At 57.9% G+C, this 4,513-nt stretch carries 2 protein-coding genes and 2 pseudogenes; all 4 read left to right on the top strand.

The genetic code is table 11. From position 1 onward, the window contains the following. Window positions 1-2: 2 nt before the first annotated feature. A complete protein-coding gene (locus RT613_RS23705; RefSeq protein ID WP_072493480.1) occupies window positions 3-941 on the top strand; it encodes an electron transfer flavoprotein subunit alpha/FixB family protein in 939 nt (312 codons plus the stop codon). Beyond that, window positions 938-2,602, top strand: coding sequence for an electron transfer flavoprotein-ubiquinone oxidoreductase (locus RT613_RS23710; protein WP_062654032.1), 1,665 nt, complete (start codon window positions 938-940; stop codon window positions 2,600-2,602). The genes RT613_RS23705 and RT613_RS23710 overlap by 4 nt, the downstream gene beginning before the upstream one ends. 160 nt (window positions 2,603-2,762) lie before the next feature. Continuing rightward, window positions 2,763-3,764: pseudogene (locus RT613_RS23715) on the top strand (IS30 family transposase). A gap of 188 nt (window positions 3,765-3,952) precedes the next feature. Beyond that, window positions 3,953-4,513 (top strand): annotated as a pseudogene (locus RT613_RS23720) (helix-turn-helix domain-containing protein); the annotation flags it as partial.

Here is a 4,513-nt window from a genome sequence, read left to right on the forward strand (position 1 = left end):
TTATGGCCATTCTTCTTCTGGCAGAACACGACAACGCAACCCTTTCCGACCAGACAGCAAAGACGCTGACCGCAGCTGCCAAGATCGGCGGAGACGTGCATGTGCTGGTGGCTGGTTCCGGTGCCAAGGCTGCAGCCGATGAAGCAGCAAAGCTTTCCGGCGTTGCCAAGGTACTTCTTGCTGATGACGCATCCTACGCAAACCAGCTGGCAGAACCGCTTGCTGCATTGATCGTATCGCTGAGCGGTTCCTACGATGTCATCATCGCACCTGCGACGGCATCGGCCAAGAATGTTGCGCCACGCGTTGCAGCCCTGCTCGACGCTGCACAGGTTTCGGAAATCACCGAAGTGGTGTCCGCTGACACCTTCAAGCGTCCGATCTATGCTGGCAACGCCATCCAGACCGTACAGGCAACTGACGCCAAGAAGGTCGTCACCGTGCGTACGGCCTCGTTCGCTGCGGCTGCTGCCGGTGGTTCTGCTGCCGTTGAAGCGGTTGCTGCTGCTGCCAACCCGGGCGTTTCGTCCTTCGTATCGGATGCGCTGGCATCGTCTGACCGTCCTGAACTGACATCTGCCAAGATCATCATTTCCGGTGGCCGTGCACTCGGTTCGTCGGAAAAGTTCAAGGAAGTTCTTCTGCCGGTTGCTGACAAGCTGGGCGCTGCCGTTGGTGCATCGCGTGCGGCTGTTGACGCCGGTTACGCACCAAACGACTGGCAGGTTGGCCAGACCGGCAAGGTGGTTGCACCGCAGCTTTATATTGCCGCTGGCATTTCCGGTGCCATCCAGCACCTGGCCGGCATGAAGGACAGTAAGGTCATCGTGGCCATCAACAAGGACGAAGAAGCACCGATCTTCCAGGTTGCTGACTACGGCCTGGTCGGGGACTTGTTTGACATTTTGCCCAAGCTAGAACAGGCGGTCACAGCCTCATGACAGATCAAGCTGTCCGCTTTCCTGAACGCGAGTCGATGGAATTCGACGTTGTGATTGTGGGTGCCGGTCCTGCGGGTTTGTCAGCGGCGATCCGGCTGAAGCAGATCAATCCTGAGCTTTCAGTTGTCGTTCTGGAAAAGGGCGGCGAGGTCGGCGCGCATATCCTGTCGGGTGCGGTGGTCGATCCTGTCGGTATCGATCGCCTGCTGCCCGGCTGGCGTGAGGAAGAAGGCCATCCCTTCAAGACTGAAGTCAAGGACGACCAGTTCCTGTTTTTAGGCCCTGCCGGCTCGATCCGCCTGCCGAACTTCGCCATGCCGCCCTTGATGAACAATCACGGCAATTATATCGTCTCGCTCGGCAATGTCTGCCGCTGGCTGGCGGGCCACGCAGAAGCACTTGGCGTCGAGATCTATCCGGGCTTTGCCGCCAGTGAAGTGCTTTATAATGATGAGGGTGCCGTCATCGGTGTCGCCACCGGCGACATGGGCATCGAGAAAAACGGCGAGCCCGGCCCGAACTATACACGCGGCATGGAACTGCTTGGTAAGTACGTGCTGATCGGTGAAGGCGTGCGCGGGTCGCTGGCCAAGCAGCTGATTGCCAAGTTCAACCTGTCGAAAGACTCGGATGTCCAGAAGTTCGGCATTGGCCTGAAGGAACTCTGGCAGGTGAAGCCGGAGAACCACAAGCCGGGTCTGGTGCAGCACTCCTTCGGCTGGCCGCTGGGCATGAAGACCGGTGGCGGCTCGTTCCTCTATCATCTGGAGGACAATCTGGTGGCCGTCGGTTTCGTGGTGCACCTGAACTACAAGAACCCCTATCTGTTTCCGTTCGAGGAATTCCAGCGCTACAAGACGCATCCGGCGATTGCGCCAACCTTCGAAGGCGGCAAGCGCTTGTCCTATGGCGCCCGCGCCATCACCGAAGGCGGGTATCAGTCCGTGCCGAAACTGACCTTCCCGGGCGGTGCGCTGATCGGCTGTTCGGCCGGTCTGGTCAATGTGCCGCGCATCAAGGGCAGCCACAATGCGGTTCTGTCCGGCATGCTGGCGGCAGACAAGATCGCCGAGGCGATTGCCAGCGGCCGCGCCAATGACGAGGTGATCGAGATCGAAAACGAATGGCGCGCCAGCGATATCGGCAAGGATCTGAAGCGCGTTCGCAACGTCAAGCCGCTGTGGTCGCGGTTCGGCACGGCAATCGGCGTCGGGCTTGGTGCTCTGGATATGTGGATCAACCAGATATTCGGCACATCACCCATCACGCTGAAACACGGCAAGACGGATGCTGAGAGCCTTGAGCCTGCGGCAAAACACAAAGAGATCGATTATCCGCGCCCGGATGGTGTTCTGACCTTCGACCGCCTGTCATCGGTGTTCCTGTCGGGCACCAACCATGAGGAAGACCAGCCGGTGCATCTTCATGTCAGGGACATGGATCTGCAGAAGCGCTGCGAGCATGATGTCTATGCCGGCCCGTCGACACGTTACTGTCCGGCCGGGGTTTACGAGTGGGTGGAGAAGGACGGTCAGGACGTCTTCGTCATCAACGCGCAGAACTGCGTGCACTGTAAGACCTGCGACATCAAGGACCCCAACCAGAACATCAACTGGGTGCCGCCACAAGGCGGCGAAGGGCCGGTCTACGCCAATATGTGAACCCTAAAAACGAGATGGTGGCGGTTCTGCGCGCCACCAGCCGAATCAAAAGGAGTGTTCCATAATCTATCTTATGCGATTATTGTATGCGCGCTGGTACATTCTATTTCCAAGTGCGACATGCCAATATTTTCAATGGCTTCACTTTGGAGATTTTTACATGTCCGGTTGCTATACGCAATTGACCCTCGCCGATCGCCGCCTCCTTCACCGTCTGGTTGATCAGAAAGTCACGATCAACGAAATGGCCCGGCGGCTGGGACGCCACAGGTCGACCATCTATCGAGAAATCCGCCGCAACACCTTCCATGACAACGAGCTGCCCGAGTACACCGGGTAGTTTGGGACGATCGCCGATGAACTGAGGCGCGAGCGGCGGCGACGTCTGCGCAAGCTTCGACGCTATCCAGATCTTCGTGCCGAAGTCATTCGTCGATTGGAGGCCCGGTGGTCACCCGAACAGATCGCCGGGCGTCTGGTATCGGAGAAATTGAGCCTTGTCCGTGTCTGCGCCGAGACCATTTACCGGTTCATCTACAGCAAGGAAGATTATCAGCTCGGTCTCTATCACTATCTGCCGGAAGCACGCCGCAAACGTCGGCCACTGCGGTCAAGAAAGCCTCGCGACGGAGCATTCCCGGCCAGCCATCGCATATCGCAAAGGCCTGATTTCATTGGAAACAGATCGCGGTTTGGGCACTGGGAGGGTGACCTTATCATCTTCGAGCGACCGTTTGGCCATGCCAATGTCACGTCCCTCGTCGAGCGCAAGAGCCGCTATACCGTTCTCATCAAAAACCCGAGCCGGCATTCGCGACCGATCATGGACAAGATCGTGCGGGCATTCTCCCGCCTGCCCGCCTTCGCACGACAGAGCTTCACGTTTGATCGCGGCACAGAGTTCGCGGCATTCCGGGCTTTGGAAGACGGTATCGGCGCGCGGAGCTGGTTCTGCGATCCAAGCGCGCCCTGGCAGAAAGGCGCCGTCGAAAACGCTAACAAGCGCATCCGCCGCTTTTTACCGCCGAACACCGACCTCAGCCAGATGTCGCAAGCAACGTTGAACCAGGTCGCACGCATCCTCAACGACCAACCCAGAAAGTGCCTTGGATACCGGACACCAGCCGAAGCATTCATGGCGCATTTGCAGGAGGAAGCCTGATCCCCTACCCTGAAAACCGGCACGTTGCACTTGGGGTAGCTTCTCCAACGCCCATTTAGTAATGCGACACTTGGGCCAGATAGAAATGCGACACTCCTCTCGCACGACGACGCTGGTCAATGTCAACGTTGGGAGCAAGGATGCGGCAATGTTCAGCCTGACTGCGGTCAGGAGCGTTCGGAGTTGCCATGTCCTTTTTGATCACCATGTCGCAGAAAGAATTGCATCGCCTCGAAGTCATCCAGAAGATTCATGATCAACGCCTGAGCGTCGTTCAGGCCGCCAGCGTGCTCGGCATCAGCCGAAGCCAGATGCACCGGGTATTAAAAGCATATGAGACGGGTGGCATACCTGAGCTCGTCTCGAAGAAGCGCCAGCAACCAAGCAACCGGCGTCACAGCGAGGATATTCGCAATGCAGTTCTTGATCTGGTCAAAGAACGATATGCTGATTTCGGTCCGACGTTGGCCCGCGAGAAGCTGCTTGAACGGCACCAGCTTGCGATCGGTAAGGAAACGCTGCGCCAATGGATGACCGAAGCCGGCATCTGGATCTCACGGAAAGAACGCAAGAAGCGTGTCTTTTAACCACGCGGCCGACGTGACTGCTTTGGCGAGCTGGTGCAGATCGACGGATCGCATCATTGGTGGTTCGAGAACCGCGGACCAAAATGTGCCCTGCTCGTCTACATCGATGACGCCACCGGAAAGCTGCTACATCTGCGCTTTGCGGGATCTGAGAACACATTC

The organism is Agrobacterium sp., from assembly GCF_032092815.1.
Taxonomy (GTDB): Bacteria; Pseudomonadota; Alphaproteobacteria; order Rhizobiales; family Rhizobiaceae; genus Agrobacterium.